Annotated in this window: 22 protein-coding genes; 4 read left to right on the top strand and 18 right to left on the bottom strand. The window is 45.5% G+C overall.

The window, feature by feature from the left end; translation table 11 throughout:
* Nucleotides 1-106: 106 nt before the first annotated feature.
* The 4 genes from MKY54_RS21375 (at nucleotide 107) to MKY54_RS21390 (ending at nucleotide 3,729) form a co-directional block, all read left to right on the top strand.
* Nucleotides 107-1,747, top strand: coding sequence for a thiamine pyrophosphate-binding protein (locus MKY54_RS21375; RefSeq protein ID WP_139329858.1), 1,641 nt, complete (start codon nucleotides 107-109; stop codon nucleotides 1,745-1,747).
* Nucleotides 1,748-1,757: 10 nt separating this feature from the next.
* Nucleotides 1,758-2,126 carry a carboxymuconolactone decarboxylase family protein gene (locus tag MKY54_RS21380; protein WP_036676184.1) on the top strand — a complete coding sequence of 123 codons (369 nt, stop codon included), beginning with the start codon at nucleotides 1,758-1,760 and terminating at the stop codon, nucleotides 2,124-2,126.
* 205 nt (nucleotides 2,127-2,331) lie between these two features.
* The gene (locus MKY54_RS21385; protein ID WP_076127478.1) at nucleotides 2,332-2,682 is read left to right on the top strand and encodes a hypothetical protein; all 351 of its coding nucleotides are present in this window, start codon (nucleotides 2,332-2,334) and stop codon (nucleotides 2,680-2,682) included.
* A gap of 54 nt (nucleotides 2,683-2,736) precedes the next feature.
* On the top strand, nucleotides 2,737-3,729 hold the full coding sequence (locus tag MKY54_RS21390) for a ketoacyl-ACP synthase III (protein ID WP_076308400.1): 993 nt from the start codon (nucleotides 2,737-2,739) through the stop codon (nucleotides 3,727-3,729).
* A 76-nt stretch (nucleotides 3,730-3,805) separates the two neighbouring features.
* Here MKY54_RS21390 and MKY54_RS21395 read toward each other — a convergent pair whose 3' ends face one another.
* The 18 genes from MKY54_RS21395 to MKY54_RS21480 all read right to left on the bottom strand — a co-directional run bounded on the left by MKY54_RS21395 (nucleotide 3,806) and on the right by MKY54_RS21480 (nucleotide 20,060).
* Entirely contained in the window at nucleotides 3,806-4,015 is a 210-nt protein-coding gene (locus MKY54_RS21395) for a DNA-binding protein (RefSeq protein ID WP_339187845.1), read from the bottom strand.
* 20 nt (nucleotides 4,016-4,035) lie between these two features.
* Nucleotides 4,036-5,529, bottom strand: a complete 1,494-nt coding sequence (gene glpK, locus MKY54_RS21400; protein ID WP_339187846.1) for a glycerol kinase GlpK — start codon at nucleotides 5,527-5,529, stop codon at nucleotides 4,036-4,038.
* Nucleotides 5,530-5,647: 118 nt separating this feature from the next.
* Entirely contained in the window at nucleotides 5,648-7,084 is a 1,437-nt protein-coding gene (locus MKY54_RS21405) for an ATP-binding protein (RefSeq protein WP_076127471.1), read from the bottom strand.
* A complete protein-coding gene (locus MKY54_RS21410) occupies nucleotides 7,085-7,801 on the bottom strand; it encodes a response regulator transcription factor (RefSeq protein WP_036676174.1) in 717 nt (238 codons plus the stop codon). It abuts the gene before it with no gap.
* Nucleotides 7,802-7,877: 76 nt separating this feature from the next.
* Nucleotides 7,878-9,140 carry a cytochrome c biogenesis protein CcsA gene (ccsA, locus tag MKY54_RS21415; protein WP_076304028.1) on the bottom strand — a complete coding sequence of 421 codons (1,263 nt, stop codon included), beginning with the start codon at nucleotides 9,138-9,140 and terminating at the stop codon, nucleotides 7,878-7,880.
* Nucleotides 9,137-10,822, bottom strand: a complete 1,686-nt coding sequence (locus MKY54_RS21420; protein ID WP_339187849.1) for a cytochrome c biogenesis protein ResB — start codon at nucleotides 10,820-10,822, stop codon at nucleotides 9,137-9,139. Before MKY54_RS21420 ends, ccsA begins: the two co-directional genes overlap by 4 nt.
* A complete protein-coding gene (locus MKY54_RS21425; protein WP_038572444.1) occupies nucleotides 10,822-11,343 on the bottom strand; it encodes a redoxin domain-containing protein in 522 nt (173 codons plus the stop codon). The genes MKY54_RS21420 and MKY54_RS21425 overlap by 1 nt, the downstream gene beginning before the upstream one ends.
* 120 nt (nucleotides 11,344-11,463) lie before the next feature.
* Entirely contained in the window at nucleotides 11,464-12,222 is a 759-nt protein-coding gene (locus MKY54_RS21430) for a pseudouridine synthase (RefSeq protein ID WP_036676166.1), read from the bottom strand.
* A 20-nt stretch (nucleotides 12,223-12,242) separates the two neighbouring features.
* Nucleotides 12,243-12,587, bottom strand: a complete 345-nt coding sequence (locus tag MKY54_RS21435; RefSeq protein ID WP_076127466.1) for an N-acetylmuramoyl-L-alanine amidase — start codon at nucleotides 12,585-12,587, stop codon at nucleotides 12,243-12,245.
* A gap of 60 nt (nucleotides 12,588-12,647) precedes the next feature.
* The gene (locus MKY54_RS21440; RefSeq protein WP_036676158.1) at nucleotides 12,648-13,181 is read right to left on the bottom strand and encodes a spore maturation protein; all 534 of its coding nucleotides are present in this window, start codon (nucleotides 13,179-13,181) and stop codon (nucleotides 12,648-12,650) included.
* Between the two features lie 7 nt (nucleotides 13,182-13,188).
* A complete protein-coding gene (locus MKY54_RS21445; protein ID WP_076127464.1) occupies nucleotides 13,189-13,854 on the bottom strand; it encodes a nucleoside recognition domain-containing protein in 666 nt (221 codons plus the stop codon).
* 36 nt (nucleotides 13,855-13,890) lie between these two features.
* Nucleotides 13,891-15,090 (bottom strand): D-alanyl-D-alanine carboxypeptidase family protein, encoded by a 1,200-nt coding sequence (locus MKY54_RS21450; protein WP_175618935.1) that lies wholly within the window; start codon nucleotides 15,088-15,090, stop codon nucleotides 13,891-13,893.
* A gap of 247 nt (nucleotides 15,091-15,337) precedes the next feature.
* Nucleotides 15,338-15,826 carry a GerW family sporulation protein gene (ytfJ, locus tag MKY54_RS21455; protein ID WP_076127461.1) on the bottom strand — a complete coding sequence of 163 codons (489 nt, stop codon included), beginning with the start codon at nucleotides 15,824-15,826 and terminating at the stop codon, nucleotides 15,338-15,340.
* An 89-nt stretch (nucleotides 15,827-15,915) separates the two neighbouring features.
* On the bottom strand, nucleotides 15,916-16,623 hold the full coding sequence (locus MKY54_RS21460) for a DUF2953 domain-containing protein (protein WP_339187853.1): 708 nt from the start codon (nucleotides 16,621-16,623) through the stop codon (nucleotides 15,916-15,918).
* A 180-nt stretch (nucleotides 16,624-16,803) separates the two neighbouring features.
* Complete coding sequence (gene scpB / locus MKY54_RS21465; protein WP_036676149.1) at nucleotides 16,804-17,406, bottom strand: SMC-Scp complex subunit ScpB; 603 nt, start codon at nucleotides 17,404-17,406, stop codon at nucleotides 16,804-16,806.
* Nucleotides 17,375-18,166 (bottom strand): segregation/condensation protein A, encoded by a 792-nt coding sequence (locus MKY54_RS21470; RefSeq protein WP_036676147.1) that lies wholly within the window; start codon nucleotides 18,164-18,166, stop codon nucleotides 17,375-17,377. The genes scpB and MKY54_RS21470 overlap by 32 nt, the downstream gene beginning before the upstream one ends.
* Nucleotides 18,167-18,302: 136 nt before the next feature.
* On the bottom strand, nucleotides 18,303-18,770 hold the full coding sequence (ribE, locus tag MKY54_RS21475) for a 6,7-dimethyl-8-ribityllumazine synthase (protein WP_036676377.1): 468 nt from the start codon (nucleotides 18,768-18,770) through the stop codon (nucleotides 18,303-18,305).
* A 36-nt stretch (nucleotides 18,771-18,806) separates the two neighbouring features.
* Nucleotides 18,807-20,060 (bottom strand): bifunctional 3,4-dihydroxy-2-butanone-4-phosphate synthase/GTP cyclohydrolase II, encoded by a 1,254-nt coding sequence (locus MKY54_RS21480; RefSeq protein WP_076127453.1) that lies wholly within the window; start codon nucleotides 20,058-20,060, stop codon nucleotides 18,807-18,809.
* Nucleotides 20,061-20,101 lie beyond the last annotated feature (41 nt).

Here is a 20,101-nt window from a genome sequence, read left to right on the forward strand (position 1 = left end):
CCAACCTGTGCTTACTATAGAGCACAGGTTTTTACTTTTTGAGTATATTGATCTGTCGTATCTATTCGGTAGATTAATAACTAATATATATCAAAAAACTTGTGAGGTGTTTCTTTTGAAGACAGTCGCAGATTACATGGCGGAAGCACTACGTAACCTTGGAGTCACCCATTCTTTTGGGATCATTGGCAAATCCATTTGTCCAATTGTTCTAAAGATGGTGGATTACGGTATTGAATTTATTCCCGGCAGACATGAAGCAAGCTCCGGATTCGAAGCAGCAGGGTATGCGCTGAAAACGGGTAACCTAGGCGTAGCATTTGGTACTTCGGGTCCTGGGGGAACTAACCTGCTTACAGCAGCAGCACATGCGAAAGCTAACAACCTACCTGTCCTATTTATTACCGGCCACCAATCCATTACAGAGCTTGGAATTCCTCAATGTCAGGACTCCACCTCTTTTCTGGCTGATTTAGCTGATATGTTCAGACCTGCCACCTTGTTCAGTAAATTGGTTGAACGTGGGGATCACTTTGGTACTATTTTTAATCATGCGATTTCTGTGGCCCTGACCAAACGGGGTCCTGTTCATCTTTGTATTCCTTTTGATGTACAAACTGAAGTATTGGAAGAATGCAATATAGTAATCCCAGAAAGAGAATCTCTAATTAGTCAAGCTAATATCGATAGAGTCATCGATGCTATTCAAGCTGCTAAGAATCCTTTGATTATTGCGGGTAAAGGAATTAACCGCTCCGGAGCACATAAAGAGCTTGTTCAACTCGCAGAAACTTTTAATATTCCTGTAGTAACATCTCCTGGTGGAAAAGGGGCTATAGTCTGGGATCACCCACTCTATCATGGTCCTATTGGCGTTGGCGGTTCGACCCACGGGGACGATTTATTGAATAAAAGCGATTTATTTATAGTGCTTGGATCACGTTTAAGTGATATGACCATCTGTAATCTTAAACGGGAGAATCATCCAGCAACTTTAATTCAATTTGATATTGATCCAACCTTTGTCGGAAAAATACTATTGTCCAAAACGATACCGGTCACTGGGGACCTGCGCGATAATTTGGTGCACTGCCTAAATCATATTGACCCAAGCACAATCACCAAACGTGAGGCTTTGGCCGATGCGGATTATTCAGAAGAGCTTCCAACCCTCAAGAATCTTTCCCTTGCTTCCGTAATGAGCACTTTAAGTGATTTGATCCCTTATAATAATTCAATTTTCGTTGATGATGGAAGTCATGGATTCCACGCTGCAAAATGGTACAAGGTTAAGAAACCGGGCAGCTTTGTTTTTGATGCGTATTTTGCTTGCATGGGTAATTCGATCGGCATGGCTATTGGTGCAAAAGTTGCAGCTCCTGAAGAAACTGTCCTCTGCATTACAGGTGATGGTTGTTTCATGATGCTCGGCGCTGAGATTAACACCGCTGTCTGCAAAGATATCCCTGTCATCTTTATCGTGGTCAATAATAAGCAACTAGATATGGCTCTTAAGGGTATGGAGAAAACCACAGGTCGTATCGATGGAACTCTATATGAAGTACCAATGGACGCCGTGAAATTCGCTGAATCTCTAGGTGCTAAAGGCTACAAATGTGAGACTGCGGATGAATTCACAGCTGCAATTAAAGATGCGGTAGCTCTAAACCATGTTGCCGTTATTGAACTACTAACAGACCGTGATGAAGTCCCTCCGACTGCACACCGTACTTTGAACCTAAACTAGGAGGCTAACCATGAAGGAAAATATCAACAGTGGTCTCAACCACTTCACGAATCTATCAGGAGACTATGGCGCAAAAGCACTAGCTCCAATTAAAGACCACTTCCCTGACTTGGCTGAATTTATTATGGGGAATGCCTATGGCGATATTTTTCAACGTAATACTATAGCCCCTGACTGGAAGGAAATCGCAGTCATTTCATCTTTAATTTCAATGGGTCAATTCGAACAGTTGGGCGTTCATTATGTCATGGCCCTTCGTGTTGGAGTTACCGTAGAACAGCTTAAAGGTATTCTATTACACTTAGTACCCGTTATAGGGGCACCTAGAATCATCACAGCTTTTAATATCCTGCTTGCAACCATAGAAGAAATCCAATAACCCAACAGTTCGACAACAATATACAAAATTCGACTTTATTATTGCATACACTTGAAAAATATGCCTATAATAGAGTCGGAATATCCCATTACTTGCTGTATAGTGTCGAATTTTGACTTTTATAAAACAGCTAAATGGATATACATGGCTGGATATTGCAGTCGAACTGTTTTGGACAAATTCAATCTATGGGAGAGATTTAGGCATGGGAAGTTTCGTTTTGAAGACAGACACTACAAACAAGGTTATTAACATTGAGTTGGATGGAACATTTTCTGAAGAAGATGGTCTAAAATCTATTCAAGCTTATCAACAAACTATCAATCCAATTACTCCAGCTGACTATGAACTAAAAATCGACTGCAGAAAGCTAAATGTAACTGCACCAGATGTTGTACCTCTTTTAGAAAGCTGCTTTGTAATGTTTAAGAATGATGGATTTGTAAAAGTAAATCTAACGCTTGAAAATAACCCGATCCTCAAAATGCAGCTTTCCCGTCTTGGCCGTAAAGCTGGACTCGATAACATCGAGATCATTTCTGCGGTTACAGTCTAGATCTTTGAATCTTAATATGTAGGCCACATTTTACTGCTTTCCTGGAGGCGTATTATGACCGGAATTCGTATTAAAGGCATTGATATCTATCATCCCAGCAATATAGTTGGTAACGACTTTTTCATTAAGCATTTTGACGAAAAAGGCATTGATATTCGAGGTCTATTATCCGCATTAGGTCGTATTACACGGTATAGTATTAAGGATGCGGATGAGAATTCCCTTACGATGGCTTTTGAGGCTGCCAGGAATGTTCTGGAGAAAAGTAGTCTCACAGGTGCCGATATCGACCTTATTGCCTATGCAAGTCAAACTCCTGAGTATATCTTTCCTACCAACTCATTAATGATTCACCGTTTGATCAAAGGCGCATCCCATACAATCTGCATTGACAGCAATGCTAATTGTGCGGGTATGACGGCTTCTGTGGAACAGGTTAGCCGTCAAATGCAAGCGAATCCTAGGATTAAACGAGCGTTGGTCATCGGCTCCGATTATGTAACCCCTCATGCCGATAAGAATGATCCAGTCTACTACGCTAACTTCGGTGATGCAGCGGCGGCAGTCATTCTTGAACAAGCTGAGGATGTGGTCGGTTTCATTGACTCTATCTACCAAACGGATCCTTGTGTTTGCGATAATTCCAAATTCCCGTGCGCAGGCCTGGCTAAACTGGGTAAACAAGGTGTAGCGGCTGGAGAGTTTAATGTGAAGTTTATTCCTTTTGATGATTCCATTTGCATAGATGCTGCTTCTGAGTCTATTCGTACTCTACTGTCTAACAACAATATCGCGCCTGAAGCCATTAAAGCAGCCTGCTTCTCACAGTTTTCATTGCCTAATATCTTAGAGATGTGTAAGAAAGTCGGCATTGATCGCAATGTAGCGGTATACATAGGGGATGAATTCGGATATACCTCTACCAGCAGCCCATTTATTGCTCTACATAAAGCTGTAACTACTGGAAAGATCGAACGTGGTGATAAAGTCCTGTTCTGGACAGTGGGCGCCGGTTGGCAAAATGTAGCATTTGTTATTGAATATTAGGAGCTGTATAACAAAAAGCGGCAAGCTAGGGATTCACCTAAGCTTGCCGCTTTTTAATATAAATATTAACGCAACATCAGGACTTACTTGCAAAGGTGAGCCCCTTTTCCGCGAGAGCACTCCGTAATAGGACGATCGCCTTTGGCCCCAATCCATGTAGCTGCAGAAGCTCTCCTTCAGTAAGCTTGCTGAATTGTTGAAGCTGAACATATCCAGCCCCATGCAGGGCTCGAAGCGCCGGCTTAGATAGTCCGCCCGGCAGATCAGATTCGGTTCCGTTAACCATAGATATATACAGCTCCTTTATCACTGATATCCTTCATGCTTCTCCCAACCCATGGTACGCGCTACAGCGTCCTTCCAGGCGTTGTAACGACCTTCCCGCTCAGTTATACCCATCTCAGGCGAGAAGACCCTCTCAGCCTTGTTGAAGCTCTCTAGCTGGGCACGTGTCCAGACTCCGGACGTTAACCCGGCCAGAAGCGCCGCACCCAAAGCTGTTGTCTCCGCATAGGTTGTTCTAGTAACCTCACTGCCCAGGATATCAGACTGGAATTGCATCAGCAAATCGTTACGCACAGCTCCGCCATCCACACGAAGGCCGGTCAATGGCATGCCTGCGTCTTTTTCCATAGCTCCTATTACATCTCTAGATTGAAAGGCTAAGGACTCCAATGTAGCTCGTACCAGATGTCCTGAGGTAGTGCCTCTAGTAAGGCCAAATATGGCTCCACGGGCATACATATCCCAATAGGGTGCCCCCAGTCCGGTAAACGCAGGCACAACGATAACCCCTTCACTGTCCTCTACTTCCCGTGCTTTATCTTCTGAGCCTGCTGGCTCCTCTATAAGACCAAGCCCCTCCTGCAGCCACTGAACGGCCGCTCCGGCCACGAACACACTGCCCTCTAGGGCATAATAGAGTTCATCTCCCATACCCCAAGCTACAGTGGTCAACAAGCCATGGCTGGAGGCTACAGCTTCTGTGCCTGTGTTCATTAGAATAAAGCAGCCTGTACCATAGGTGTTTTTGGCACTGCCGGGTTCTAGACAAGTATGTCCAAACAATGCGGCCTGTTGATCTCCAAGTACAGAGCGAATTGGAATGTCCGCCCCGAACCACTGTTTGTCTGCTACTCCAAATTCGCCACCAGACATTCTTACTTCTGGCAGAATGGCACGCGGAATACGAAGCTCTTCCATTAGCTCTTCATCCCAGCACCGTTCATGAAGATTAAACAGCATCGTACGTGAGGCATTGGTAACATCAGTGACATGTACGGCTCCGCAAGTAAGTCTCCAAATTAACCAGCTGTCGATCGTCCCTGCTAGAAGTTCCCCACGATTCGCCCGTTCTCGGGCGCCATCCACATGATCCAGTATCCAGGAGATTTTGGTAGCTGAGAAATAAGCATCTACAACAAGGCCCGTCTTGCTCGCTATAACTTGCTCCAGCCCTTTACTTTTAAGTTCTTCACATTGCTCTGCAGTACGCCTGTCCTGCCACACAATCGCAGGGTATATCGGTTTGCCCGTTATTTTATCCCAGATTAAAGCTGTTTCTCTCTGATTGGTTATTCCGATGGCAGAGATCTCCTCAACTGCTGTGCCACCCCGCGCAATCGCATCTCTTGCCGCTGCGAGCTGTGACGCCCAGATTTGCTCAGGGTCATGCTCTACCCAGCCTGGATGGGGGAAGGATTGTTTAACTTCATATTGACCTTGTGAGACCCATTTAGCCTCCGTATCGAACAATATGGCTCGTGAGCTGGTAGTACCTTGGTCTAAAGATAAAATCATTCTATGCCCTCCCAAGCAAAACCTACAAGATATGTTCCACGATGAACAAGATTAATGTGTTTGTTTCAACAAAAAGCACCTCTGCTGTCAGAGGCGCTATCACACATTGTGTTTGGAATTACTGTTTTTCGACAGGAAGTCTTAGCGTAAAGGTTGTACTTTCGCCTAGTTTGCTTGAAGCTGAGATGGTCCCGTGATGCGACTCTACAATATTTTTAACAATCGCAAGCCCAAGTCCCGTTCCACCTGATTCTCCCCGTACACGCGCCTTATCAGCTTTGTAGAAGCGGTCAAATATATACGGCAGATCCTCTGGTGGAATTCCAACCCCTTCATCCTGAATTTTAATCTCAAGATAACGACGGCCTTCTAATACACAAGTTCCTGTATGAACCGTGATTTTTTTGCCACCCTGTGTGTGGCGAAAAGCATTATCAAGTAAATTGGTTAAGACTTGTTCCAGCTTATCCTCATCCGCTGCCTTCAGAACAGCAATATCACTCTCTTGCTGTAAGTGAAGATGGATATCGCGCTCTTTCGCACGTACAGAAAATTTACGGTAGACTCGTTCCAGCAGTTCATTCATGTCCACCTGAGCTTTCATCATATCCGTATGTCCGGCTTCCATTCGGGCAAGATCAAGCAAATCCTTAACCAGACGCCCCATACGCAGTGATTCGTCATGAATGACCTGGATCAGCTCACTGCTTTCTTCGGGGGATGAAGCCATCCCGTCCAATAAAGCCTCACTGTACCCTTGCATCATCGACAATGGAGTACGGATTTCATGGGAGACATTAGCTACGAAGTCTCTGCGCATCTTTTCCAGACGCACCTCTTCCGTCACATCCCGCAGTACAGCAACTACTCCCCGAATGCTGCCTTCAGAATATAACGGTGCCATATGAACAGACCAGACGCCCTGCCGTACATGTACATTGGAGCGGTCATCGCCACCTTGCTTCAAGGTGCTTAAAAATAAAGGACGCAGGGGAGGTGGAACACTACTCTCAGCCGTTTCGGGATGAAGCTCAGCATCACTCGCATGTTCCCACTGCAAATCGCTCCAGCTCTCTAGCAGAGCTTGGCCGTGCGGATTGGTCAAAATAATCTGCCCTTCAATGTCAAAGGTGATCACAGCATCGCTCATACTGCGCAGTACGCTAGACAGATGCCCCTTCTCATGATGCAGACTGCGGATATTCTCTTCAAGCTCCTCAGCCATATGGTTAAAGGAAGTCGCCAACTGGCCAATTTCATCACTTGTGACAAGCGTAAGCCTTGTTCCGTATTCACCCCGTCGAATGTTATTCGCAGCTTCAATGACACGCTGCATCGGCTGAGTGATTTTGGTAAACAAAAACAACGCAAAAAATGTCGTCAAAGAAAATCCGATCATACAAGTATACATAAATAAACGTTTGATATCTCCGGAATTGGCAAAGTTACTGTCTATGTAGGGAAGCAAAAATAACCCCAAGGTAATAAGCACGACAGCGACCAGGCAGATGATCGTAACCCACAGTTTGCCGACAAGACTTCTCCAGAAGTTCACTTATTTAGGTACCTCTAGTTTGTAACCTACGCCCCATACGGTCGTAATCATCGCTGCAGATTCCGGTGATACTTTATTCAGTTTTTCACGAAGACGTTTTACGTGAGTATCTACAGTACGCAAATCTCCGAAAAATTCATAATTCCAGACATCCTTAAGCAGTTCTTCACGAGAAAATACTTTATCAGGCGAAATAGCCAAATAATGCAGAAGTTCATATTCTTTAGGTGTCAAACTTACTTCTTCACCACCAGCAGTCACACGGTGAGCATCATGTTCAATAATAAGATGAGTAAATACAATGTTATTGCTGGAATTGCTCTCCTTGGACAAGAAAGCAGTCGCCGAAGAACGGCGCATAATAGCCTTCACCCGGTAAATGACTTCACGTGGACTGAAGGGCTTCACAACGTAATCGTCTGCGCCCATCTCAAAGCCTTGAACACGGTTGATCTCTTCCCCTTTAGCTGTAAGCATTAAGACCGGTGTTGACTTCACTCCTCTGAGTCTTGTCAGCACTTCCATCCCATCGATGCCAGGCAGCATAACATCCAGCAAAATCAGACCGTAGTCATTTGCTGTTGCTTTACGAAGAGCGATTTCTCCGTCTTCCGCTTCATCGATTTCATAACCTTCTTTTTCAAGATACATCTTTAGCAGGCGGCGAATGCGTTCCTCATCATCCACTACCAGAATTCTGTTTAAATGATCTGCCATTTCACTACAACCCCTTCATCAATACAGTAGAACGTAACCTTTAAACCATTGTGCAACGTTAACAGGTAAACTATGCTCAGTCCGTCCCCGCGTAAGAATGAAGTCCGGCGATGACTAAATTAACGCCAACCAGAGTAAACATTACGACCAGGAAGCCAAGCACAGCCAGCCAGGCAGATTTTCTTCCTTGCCATCCACGAGCCAAACGTAAATGAAGATAAGCGCTATAGAAGAGCCAAGTGACAAGCGCCCATACTTCCTTAGGATCCCATCCCCAGAATCTTCCCCAAGCGATTTGCGCCCATATCATTGCAAAGATCAAAGCGCCTAATGTGAAAATAGGAAAGCCAATGGCTATCGCCCTATACGTAATCTCATCTAGATCGCCCTCATCAATTCCGTCCATCACTGGGTGTAAAGCAGTGCCCAGCGGTTTACGTACGATCAAGCGAAGAACTCCGTAGAGGATTAATCCGGAAAGGAGTGACCAAATTACAGTATTAAACTTCCGTCCAGCATTTACACCATTCATCCAAGATGGTGCCTCAAAGAGTGGTTCTTTTATGCCAAGAAACGACTGGAAGCTCTCAATTTCGCTATTGTGAGGTGCCACAATCGGCGGCATTCGATAACTCACTTTCTCTATTGTACTATTTTCCTGCCCGGGGCTGTCAATCGTAACGTTCGGACGGACAAAAACAGTTTCATAGCCTGCTCCGCGGAATGCAAAAACAGAACCCAGAAACCCAATTATAACAATGATTGAAAAGAGAGTAAATTCGACCAGCCTCTGTTGCTTGCGATCCGCCTTCTCTTTACTGGAAAAATTGACTGTTCGCAGCAGATACATCAGTCCCGCCGCAAACCCTACTGCGAAGAAGGATTCACCTAGTGCAGCCAGTGTTACGTGGATCTTTAAGTAGTTCGATTGAAGAGATGGAATCAGCGGCTGTACTTCCTGTGGAAATACTGCGGCATAAGCCATCACAATAATACTGATTGGAACTGCAAAAAGACCCAAGATTACCTTACGATAAATAGCGTACATCACAGTAAAGGCAACCATCACCATCATCGATAAAAAAGTCATGAACTCATACATGTTGCTGACCGGAATATGCCCTGAGCCCGCCCAGCGTGTAAAGAAATAAATAAGATGAAAGATAAGACCCATTGAAGAGAAAATAAAAGCAATTTTGCCCCAACGTGCGGTATGTTCCTCCGGCTTGCGGCCTGACCACTTGCGACCCATGATGGCGATAGTGAATAACATAAACGAACCGCTGTATAATAAAAATGCGGCAATAAAGACAGCGCTGCTGATGTCGAGCAAGCTCATGAAAGGCCTCCTCCATTATCTATTGATTTTTCATCGACTACCAGATCTACTTTTTCTAAAATAGAAACGATCTCACGGCGGAACCCGAACCAGTTCTTGTTCGTATGTCCTCCGAGGATAAGCTCCCCGTTAGCAACGGTAAGCCAGATACGTCTATGCTGCCAGTAGAAGCCAAGCACTAAACCCAGCATCACGATTGCTGCACCTAGCCATACAAACGGCATTGCACGATCAATACGTATATTCAAGTAAGTAGTCGATTCCGAAAAATCAACGTCGCTCATGTTGTCCACTTCAAGCTCAAGAAATCTATTGCTCCCGCCAAGCTTATCGTTAATGGCAGCCTGTTGAAACTGCGCCTTATCCACCTGTTTAGGAAAATAGAAATACTGCTGCCCTTCCGCCGGGAGATCCGGACCTTGTATCAGGAACAAAAAAGCAGGTGCATTCGGATAAGGTGATTTGGAAATCGGCTGACCCTCCTCATTTAGACCAAAATCCATATACTTTTCTTTCAAAGTTAAAGTATAAGGACCCGCCTGAATTGCCCGCTGAGGGTTCTTCATGTCCAGCTTAAATTTGCCGTACGCCTCGCCAGTGGTGGAATTCTTAAGCTCAGGCTGTACCGAACGCAGCACAGGGGTCAGATCATAATCAAACTGATACGCTTTCAATCCTTTATAATCCAAAGGTGAATTTACTTGGATATCATGTTTCGTCACCTCGGATAGCTGCGGTTCCTTCGAAGGGTCTCCACAATCCGCGGTGCATTCATAAAGCACAGCTTGGGTCTGGAATAGCTTTGGAAGTATTTTTTTGCCGCGAAATTCCTCAGGCATCTCTTCCTCCGTATAAAACTCCACGGTAAATTTCTCATTTTTCAAATAATAGGTGGTGTCCGGAATCTGTGTGATCTCCCCTTGCGGGAAAGCAAGATGCTGATCCATGTTCAGTCCCGGCAATCCTCTTGCTAATACAGCAAGTAAAAAAATAATTAAGCCAATATGTATTACATAAGGTCCCCAGCGGCTGAAGCGATGTTTCTCTGCCAGCAGAGCCCCTCCATCCGTCTTCACGCGATAGCCCTTTTTACGCATAGGCTGAATTACCCGGGCTACCCAAGCTTCTGGTTCCTCTTGTACTTCAGTCACTAACACAGCTTTTTGCCGAGTTAAGAACTGACGATGTTTCCGAATCTTTTGTCTGGTTAAGGCCTTATAGAGCGGAAGTACTCGATCCAAGCTACAGATCACAAGTGAAGCGCCGATCATTACGAGTAGAGTTACAAACCACCAGGATTCGTATGTATGTGAAAGTCCAAGTTTGTGATAAATATATCCGGCTGTTCCGTACTCTTGCTTGTAATAAACTGAGGCATCAATATTAAGAAAAGTACTCTCCTGCGGGAAAATCGTCCCCAGCATAGAGCCTACAAGTGTCAACACGATCAGGTAGATCGCTATTTTGACGGAAGAGAAAAAGTTCCACACCCGATCAATAATCCCCGGGTTAACGCGCTGAGATCGGCGAGCTACGCCATCGTAACGCATTTCCAAATTCTCGCCCCAGTCTGATTCCTTCCCCAACGGCTTCCCGCATGCTTCGCATAAAACAGTACCTACAGGGTTCTGGTGACCACATTCACATTTGGTATTGGTTATAAATGCCTCGCGTTCACTCATCAATCCACCAGCTTCCCAATTTGATCATCAAGTGAATTCAAATCAAGCTGGCCGATATGAATGTTGTCAATTTTACCCTTGGAATTAATGAATAAGGTAGTTGGCAGCGGAGAAATACCATAACTTCGTACAGCATCACGTCCAGTGTCCATCAAAATCGGAAAATCGATGTTTACCTGCTTCACAAAATTCTCGACAGTCATCCGGTCTTCGCCCACATTAATGCCTAAGACCACTACGTCTTTGTCCTTCCATTTCTCCCATTGCGCTTGTAGAGCCGGCATTTCTTTGACACAAGGTGCACACCAAGAGCCCCAGAAATTAAGCACAATAGTCTTGCCCTTATATTCGTCTAGGGTATGAGCCAGACCGTCAAGCCCAAGCAAATCAAAGGAAGGTGCTTTGCTCCCTTCCTCTGGTTTGCCGCTTCCCCCAAATACAGAGGAACCGATGGCATAACCGCCCACTATAACAATTAGAAACAGAATCACGATTTGAATTGGTTTTCTTGCTTTACCCACACGTAAAGCCCCCTTCTGTGACGCAACTCATACTTATGTTGTAAGGTGTGAACATCCTATGAACATTATAGCGAATTTCGTCACAGCTTTAGGGGGTTTAATTGTGAATATTCTGTGTCTTTATGACTCTTTACGTGGAGTTCTTTCTTTAAGCAATCCTGCTTTGGCAATTTGCTGCAGATGGTTAATTTCATCCTTGGTCAAATGACGGTAAGAGCCACGTTTGAGATTTTGCAGCATAATATCCCCGAATGAAATCCGTTTCAGACGGAGTACGGGGTGTGAAATCGCATCAAACATGCGTCGTACCTGACGGTTACGTCCCTCGTGAATCGTGATGCTGATAACCGCTTCCTTATTTGCCTCATCAATATCCTTGTACTCTACTTCCGCAGGCGCTGTCATGCCATCTTCCAGCTTGATGCCAGCTTTCAGCTTGTCCAATGCAGTGCCATGCGGTATACCCTTGACCGTAGCATGATACGTCTTAGGTACATGATGCTTCGGATGAGTCAGCAAGTTAGCAAAGTCCCCATCATTCGTCAGCAGCAGCAAACCTTCCGTATCGTAATCGAGCCGGCCTACAGGGTAAACCCGTTCAGTAATTCCTTTTAGGTAGTCAGTTACAACCTTACGACCCTTTGGATCGGAAGCGCTTGTGATTACTCCCTTAGGTTTGTTGAACATAATATAGATTTTGTTCTCGCCCCGGATCAGTCTACCGGAAACTTTAATAATATCTGTTGCGGGGTCCACCTTCGTGCCAAGCGTAGTTACGAGTTCCCCGTTGACTTCCACTTTACCGGCCAAAATCATTTCTTCACACTTGCGTCTGGACGCCACACCGGCCTGCGCCAAAATTTTCTGTAATCTTTCCATATTCGACTAGTCACCTCAGATCAATGATAACCATCAGAGGGATAAATCACAAGTTCATTCCAAGGAAAAAATGCTCCTGGGCAGGAATTATTGTGGGGTTCGATGATTAAAGGGGAGATTTGGTAGCGTTCTACTAATTCTAAAACAAGTTTAGCCGTTGCAAAAAGCTGCTCCTGCCTTCCGGATATTGGAGGATCGCCCACTTTCTTACCAAAATCACCTTCCAAACAAATATGAATATACTCCGGATCTGTCAGTAGCGGTGCTGCATAAATTGCGCCATCCACTCCTACCCAGAAGTCAAAACCTTTACCGTTAATGGATGTGCAGCTAGAATGATGCAGAATAAAACCTTTATAGTTCATTGCGGAATGCCCCCCTCCACATTGCTGCAATAGCATATGTTCAGGGGGGCAATGGGGTGACTATCCAAATAATAGCAAACACACAGCGATCGCGGCGACAAAGCCGACAACATCGGAGAACAGGCCAACCTTAAGCGCATAACGGCCATTCCGTACGCCTACAGCTCCAAAGTAAACGGTCAAAACATAAAGCGTAGTATCTGTGCTCCCCTGTATGGTGGAAGCAATCATACCAATTAAAGAATCCGGGCCATGCACACGGATTAGATCCGTAGTGTAAGCAAGCGACCCAGTCCCCGTAAGCGGCCGCAGAAGACCAAGCGGCAATACTTCTGCCGGAACACCAAGCCCCCGCAGGGCTGGGGATATGAAGCCCATAAAAAAATCCAGCGCACCGGAAGCGCGAAAAACGCTGATCGCAACCAGCATCCCCACAAGATGGGGAATAATCGCAATGGCCGTGCCAAACCCATCTTTCGCACCTTCAACAAAGGATTCGTAGACTGGCACTTTGCGCGTAAAAGCATAGAGCGGGATGAACGTGATCATGACCGGAATCGCCCATGCCGATATGAGACTGATAAACTGGTACAAATCACGTTCACCCTTTCAATGAGGAATTAGGGAGTGTTGTCTTCGCCAAAGGAGGAACCCCGGACTTTGCTGAAGGGGGCTTCGGCGGTTTGCGCAATAAAGTCAACCTTCGGAAAAACCGGTCTGCCGCAATCGCTGCAAGTGTAGCCACGGCCGTTGCTGCAAGTGTTGTACCTACTATGCCTGCGGGATCGGCTGAACCATAGTTTAACCGGATGGCAATCAGTGTGGCCGGGATAAGCGTAATGCTTGCTGTGTTAAGCGCTAGAAGAGTACACATGGCTGGTGTCGCGGTCTCTTTATCAGGGTTGAGCTTTTGCAGCTCCTGCATCGCCTTGATGCCCATTGGCGTTGCGGCATTGCCTAGTCCGAGCAGATTAGCACTCATATTGGAGAGAATATATCCTATGGCAGGATGCCCTTTCGGCACATCAGGGAATAAAAAAGCTACGACAGGGCCAAGCACCTTGGCAATCTTTTTAAGCAAACCTGCATCTTCTGCTATCTTCATAATCCCAAGCCAGAACACAAGCACACTGATTAAGCCAAAACTTACCGTTACCCCACTCTTGGCTCCGTCGAATACGGCGGCTGTAAACTCATCCATTCTGCCGTTAACGGCGGCGAACAGAAAACCGATGATGATCATTCCTAGCCAAATCCCGTTAATCATGGATACGCCTCCTTCTTCATTCATCAGCCCATTTTCTTATTTCGAACTCGCTCCCATTTCAAATAGAGCCTTCAGTGCACTGCCCAGCGCCTGGAACCAATTATTTGCCGGGTAAGCCTGTGCTAGTGTTGGACTGTACTTTTTCATATAAGCAGATTGCTCAGGAGGCAGGTTCTCAGGAGTATACACCGGCACGCGACCTATTTCTTTTCCGCCCAGCTCCAGCACAAGCGCTCCTTGCAGTCCAAAATTCGCTCGTGTAGCTTCGGCTGAAGCACTTTCCTTCTGATTTAAAACAAGTTTCGTGATCACTCTATTTTGTTCACCTTGTCCAAGTGGATAAGCAAAGGTTTTGGAGGTTACAAAGTTATAGCCCGTCACGGCATCACCACGTTCGATCAGTGTTTTGAGCGGATAGTGATTAAACCCGAAGTTTAGCAGGGAAGCATGATCATTCCAGTCATCGCCGTCATTTATAGTAACTGCGACAAGCTGCTGGCCGTTTCTGGTGGCAGAGCTGACAAGGCAGCGCAGTGCTTTTTTGGTATAACCTGTCTTTACACCGTCCGCTCCCTCGTATAAATACAGCATCTTATTTTTGTTTCTCCATTTGTAATCCCATTTCTCATTTGGATTGTCTGCAGTTTTCTCCTGCGTCTTCACAATTTCTTTAAATACAGGATTATGAAGAGCATAAGCGGTCAGAACAGCCAAGTCGTTAGCACTAGAATAATGCCCTTCAGCGTCAAGACCATGGGGATTAGCAAAATGAGTATGGGTTAGCCCTAGCTCCTCAGCCTTAGCGTTCATAAGGTATACAAAACCTTCCTCAGAACCACCGATATGCTCAGCGATCGCCGTTGCTGCATCATTCCCTGAGCGCAGCATCAGGCCATACAGCATATTTTCCAGCGTCATCTCTTCTCCCTGCTGCAAGTAAATAGAAGAGCCTTCTTTCGCATAGGCATTTTTTCCTACTTTGACTTTAGAGGCTAAATCACCATTCTCAATGGCGACGAGGGCGGTCATAATTTTGGTCAAGCTGGCAATAAGCATAGGCTCATCCCCACGGCTGCTGTACAAAATACGCCCAGATTCCACATCAATCAGTGCCGCTGCTCTTGCATGTGTAGAGATAGAGCTGTTCTCGGCCTGAATTGAAGATAGCGGCGCCAGAAGCAGCAGCGAAAGGCACAATATTAAGGCGAATGGCCATTTACGGGTTATTGTCTTCATGTTCATCCTCCGGCTTCTTATCGGATCTTAAGTAAAAGTGTTTATGTTGTACAAGTGTATGCGGACCAGCCTTAGGGTATGTCCACTCCTTGGGATGTTCCACACAAAATATCCCCACAACGTGAGGCTTTGCTTCGATACATTCTCAGGTAATTTGGGGATCAAAATATACTTTCTGACACGTCAAAAAAGGGACACCGCCTGTGTATGGCGATATCCCCGAGGCTATTTGTAGAATTATGTGTACCTAATGAGTTGAAGATTGAGATGTACTTGGATCGGTTTTAACAGGTGCTGCTGCCGGTGTGGCAGGTGTTGGCGGCGTTTGAGCTGCAGCATTACCGGTTTGGAACATCGTTTGAATTTTGTCGATGAGCCCTGGTGTTGCATCGATGATTTTTTCGAATAGGTGAGTTTGATTGTCCAGAGGGACAATATTCACTCCATCCTTACCTACCACTAAAAAAGCGATCGGTCGAATGGAGACGCCTCCCCCGCTACCTCCACCAAATGGAAGCATTTTGACTCCACCTTGGGAGCTTGAACCACTTATAGAATCTTCTACTCGATAATCACTACCACCAGCAGCAAATCCAAAGGCAACTTTACTGATAGGCAGGATAATGCTGCCGTCAGGGGTTTGTACTGGATCACCGACAATGGTATTCACATCTACCATACCCTTGATATTTTCCATCGCTGTTTGCATTAGGCCTTGAATAGGATGGTCGCTCATATTGTTTCCTCCTTTAATTGAGTACGATTTCTCTTTCTTCTACAGCGTATATCATCCCCACATCCGCCCATTTGTATGTAACTTTCATTTTAAACTTTCCCGTGTGGCTCCTGACGAATCTGTTTCAGCAGATTTCTCCAATGGCCGATCCCGCCTTTTTCACGCAAGACACGCCGAGATAGTCGCATTAAGGCATACAAAGTATAGCCGACTGACATTTTCCCCTTACAGACAAACTCCATTGCAAAACAAAGCTCATCTTCAAAAACAGGCTTAACAAAAATTCGAGGATGCTGCTGCAATTTTACCCACTGCGAAATAAAACCAACAATACTCCACTTCAGGCCCCAAACCGCTCCCGATGCGGTCGCAGTGTCTGCTGCATCACCAAGAGAGAAATCGGTGGACCAATCGAGCTTTGATATTTTGACATGAGCTACAGTCTCTTTTAACCATTCCTTCAAGCCGCGTGTAGATTTCACAGCTTGGTTAACATTGGCGCGCCAGTGCATTACTCTTTCTTTATCAAATATCTCTTCTTTTACGGTATCTACACCTGTCGTCGCAGTCCCTGTCTCTTTAAACTTTCCCCACACACCCTGCTCCAATCCCTTAAAGACCAATTGGGGAAGTTCATAGTGAAGCTTTATCAAACCAAAAAGAGAGGTAACATCTAATTCGAGCAGGTCATTTTTTCCATGTTTATAACACCGTATGCGGAAATCGATAGATGAAGACAGGACCAGGATCAGTGCCAGTACAAGCAAAACAAGGGGAATTGCAAGCCATAACGTCACGTATTTACCTCCAAGAAACCTTAATAATGGGAACCTTTGGTTTAGTATGGCAATTTAAGCTGGAAAAAATTCGGGGTTTGCATAAAAAATATGAGCTTAAATAAAATAGGGACTGTCCCAAACCACATAAATGGTTTAAAGGCAGTCCCTTCAATACAATTATTAGCGTTCTCGTACGAACTAAGGCAGCTCGACATCCTCAAAAGTCATTTGAGTATCCAGCTTATTGAACAATAGCTGTGTCTCTTCTTCCAAATTATCCGTGGACTCAAAATTTGTCGGTTCCGGCAGATCCTTTAGACTGGCAAGACCAAAGCTCTCCAAGAAGGATTTAGTCGTCCCGTACAAAATTGGCCGGCCTACCGCTTCCGCACGACCAACCTCATGAATCAAATCCTTGTTATTCAGCGTATGAATTGCGCGTTCCGACTTCACACCCCGGATCTCTTCAATCTCCACCCGCGTAATCGGTTGGCGATAAGCCACGATTGCGAGAGTCTCTAAGGCAGCCTGAGACAAGGTTGATCTGGATGGTGAATAGGCCAGACGCTCAAAATAGTGGGCATGATCAGGCAATGTAGCCAGCCGATAATTCCCGGCAATTTGCACTACCTGTAAGCCCCGCTCCTGTGCTACATAATCTTCTTTTAGTTCCTCTAATGCTCCAGCCGCAAGCTCTGGGCGCTGTTCCGTAATTTCAGCCACTTGGCGTACGGAGATTCCTTCATCCCCTGATAGAAACAGCAGGCCTTCAATAATCGATTTCAGCGTTTTGTAATCCATTGAAGTGTTCTCCTCCTCTCCACTCCATTACGATGTCATCAAACAATTTCTCTTGGTAGCAAAAAATCGCCTTCATTTTCATCAGTTCCAGAATCGCAAGAAAAGTAACTACGATTTCGTGCCGTGCCATTTCATCGTGAAGCAGTGCCGAGAAATGCAGCTTACCGCCTGTTCCTCTGCGCTGCAGCGCATCTGATACATCACGTATACGATCTTTTACCGATATTTCATCCCGGGTGATCCGCTGGTAAGAAGACCTTCTGGCAGCCTTACTTAGCGCTTTACGAAAAGCGGCTATTAAATCTGAGGTATGTAGTCCTTTTAGCGTTTGATCAATCTCTTCTGGCACGAATGGACCCAAATCCTCAGGCTCCTTCGTAAAAATCAAGCTCCGCTCGCTCTCCATATCCATTAAATGTACAGCAATACTCTTGAACTTACGATACTCAATCAGTCGCTGAACAAGTTCAGCTCGTGGATCAAATTCATCCTCTTCGTAATATTCAAAATCATCGATCTCAATGACCGGTGGTTTGGGCAGCAATAGCTTGCTCTTTATAGATAAAAGGGTAGCGGCCATCACGAGAAATTCACTCGTAATATCCAATTCAAGCTCCTGCATGCTACGCAGGTATTCCATATACTGTTCGGTGATCTCGGCGACCGGAATGTCCTGGATGTCGATTTCCGCCTTATCAATTAAATGCAAGAGCAGATCCAGCGGACCTTCAAACGTCTCCAGCTTGTACAATACAGTCACGAAGCATCCTCCCGCCAAAAAAAGTAAAGTGCAGCGCCCGTCTGGACGCTACACAAGTAGAAAGGGCTCTTATAATCCATGCTTTCTTCTTATACTATAAATAAGCACGAATTCGACTGATTCGTCAATAGCTGACTTACTTAAACAGTTTGTTAAGATTCGCCATTTCAATCGCAGCAGTCGCAGCATCCCAGCCTTTATTGCCTGCTTTGGTTCCTGAACGCTCGATGGCCTGTTCAATATTTTCAGTAGTGACTACGCCAAAAATGGTCGGCACGCCGGTCTTAAGATTGATAGCGGCTACTCCTTTGGCAACTTCATTACATACATAATCATAGTGTGTAGTGGAACCACGGATAACCGTTCCTAAGGTGATTACAGCGTCGTATTTGCCGCTTTCAGCCATTTTTTGCGCGATCAACGGAATTTCAAATACCCCTGGAACCCAAGCAACATCCACTTCATCATCACCAACACCATGGCGTTTAAAGGCATCAAGTGCACCTGACAAAAGCTTGCTGGTAATAAATTCATTAAAACGTCCTACAACAACTCCGTATTTTAACCCCTCAGAAACTAAGTGACCTTCTAAATATTTCGGCATATCCATCATCTACCCTTCGTTTTTTATAATGTATGGTTAAGCTTTCGAATCCTCATTTTGTTCAATATCGTCAAAAGACAGCATATGTCCAAGCTTCGCTTGCTTCGTGTGGAGATAATTGGTGTTGTCCTTGTTCTCCGGCATTTGTATCGGCACGCGCTCAACGACTTCCAACCCATAACCCTCCAGCCCTTTGATCTTACGCGGGTTGTTCGTGAGCAGACGGATTTGGCGCACACCCAGATCCTTCAGAATCTGTGCTCCAATTCCATAGTCACGCAGATCTGCTGGAAAACCAAGCTTTAGATTCGCATCTACAGTGTCAAGACCTTCCTCTTGCAGCTTGTAAGCCCGAAGCTTATTGATAAGGCCAATGCCTCTGCCTTCTTGGCGCATATAGAGTAACACGCCCCTACCGGCAGTTTCGATCTGCCGCAGTGCAGCTTCAAATTGCGGGCCGCAATCACAGCGATGGGAGTGGAATACATCACCAGTCAGGCATTCGGAATGTACACGTACAAGCACTGGCTCATCGCCGGAAATATCGCCTTTTACCAAAGCTACATGCTCTTTATCATCCACTTCATTTGTATAAGCAATGGTCTGGAAATCTCCAAAATCGGTAGGAAGTCGTACAGACACTTCGCGTGTGACGAGTTGTTCTTTTTCGTTGCGATAATGAATAAGATCCTTGATACTGATCAGCTTAAGATCATGCTTGCGGGCAATTTCGATTAGATCAGGTAAGCGGGCCATTGAGCCATCTTCCTTGATAATCTCGCAAATGACACTGGCTGGATAAGCGCCACACATCCGCGCTAGATCAACAGCAGCCTCCGTATGTCCGGAGCGGCGCAGAACGCCACCTTTTTTCGCAATCAGCGGGAACATATGCCCCGGTCTGCGGAAATCAGCAGGTTTCGCTTTTGGATCGATCATGGCTTTAACGGTCAAAGATCTTTCCCCCGCAGAGATCCCAGTGGTTGTATCTTTATGGTCAACAGATACGGTAAAAGCCGTACCGTGATTATCGGTATTGTGGGTTACCATGGCTTGCAGTTCAAGTTCTGCCGCACGCTCCTGGGTAATAGGCATACAAACCAATCCACGTCCCTCAGTAATCATAAAATTGATGACCTCTGGTGTCGCACGTTCAGCAAGGGCTATAAAATCCCCTTCATTCTCACGATCTTCATCATCCACTACAATGATGACTTTACCGCGCATTAAGTCATATATTGCTTCTTCAATCGGATCCAAGACACTTTCCTTTTTCGATTGCTCGCTCATGATCCTATCCTCCTAAAAGCTTTACGAAAGATTATTTCCTT

The organism is Paenibacillus sp. FSL P2-0121 (genome assembly GCF_037975345.1).
GTDB classification, from domain to species: Bacteria; Bacillota; Bacilli; order Paenibacillales; family Paenibacillaceae; genus Paenibacillus_AQ; species Paenibacillus_AQ odorifer.